This window comes from Brucella sp. 22210, from assembly GCF_052045675.1.
Classification (GTDB): Bacteria; Pseudomonadota; Alphaproteobacteria; order Rhizobiales; family Rhizobiaceae; genus Brucella.
Window position 1 is genome coordinate 1 of sequence record NZ_JBQEPD010000142.1, and the last position, 777, is coordinate 777.

Consider the following 777-nt stretch of genomic DNA (forward strand, 5'->3'; position numbering starts at 1 on the left):
TGGGCTGCTGAAACCGGCGAGAATTACGACCTGAAGATCGCCCGCGCGACAATCATGGGTGCAATGCGCCGAATGATCGCCCGCACGCCGCCGTCGCGCAAAGCTGTTGTTCTCGGGCTCGGCGACATGCTGCATTTCGACGGCTATGAACCCGTCACGTCACGCTCGGGCAACTTCCTTGACGCCGATGGCCGCTATCCGAAGGTGCTGAACGTCGCTATCGAAATGATTGAAGAGACAATCAATCTTGTTGCGCAGAAGCACTCCGAAGTGTTGGTGCGCCTTTTACCCGGCAACCACGACGACAAGGCCACGGTGGCGTTGAACGCTGCTTTCAAGCTCCTGTACCGTGACAACGAGCGGATCAATTTTGAATGGTCGCCGTCGCGCTTCTGGTGGCATCGCGAAGGCAAGGTTTTTCTCGGCGCCACGCACGGCGACAAGACCAAGATGCGCGATCTGCCGCTTGTGATGGCGTACGACAAGCCACATGATTGGGCGGCCAGCGACGTGCGGCGCATCTACACGGGGCACATTCACCACGAATCGAAGATCGAGGAAGGCGGCGTTATCGTCTGTTCGTTACGTACGCCTGTGGCGAAAGACGCATATCACTCGTTCGCCAAGTATCGTTCCGGCCGCACGGTTTACTCTGACACGTACGAAATTGACGGCTCCGGCATGACTTCGGCATCGATCAACATCTAAATAGAAACTAAATAGACTGTTGCATCTGTCTCAATTCGGGAATATGTATTGTGTTGCATTCCGACAATA

Annotated in this window: 1 pseudogene; it reads left to right on the forward strand. The window is 55.5% G+C overall.

The features are described from left to right. Positions 1-708: pseudogene (locus ACTJKP_RS27025) on the forward strand (hypothetical protein); the annotation flags it as partial. Between the last annotated feature and the right edge of the window lie 69 nt (positions 709-777).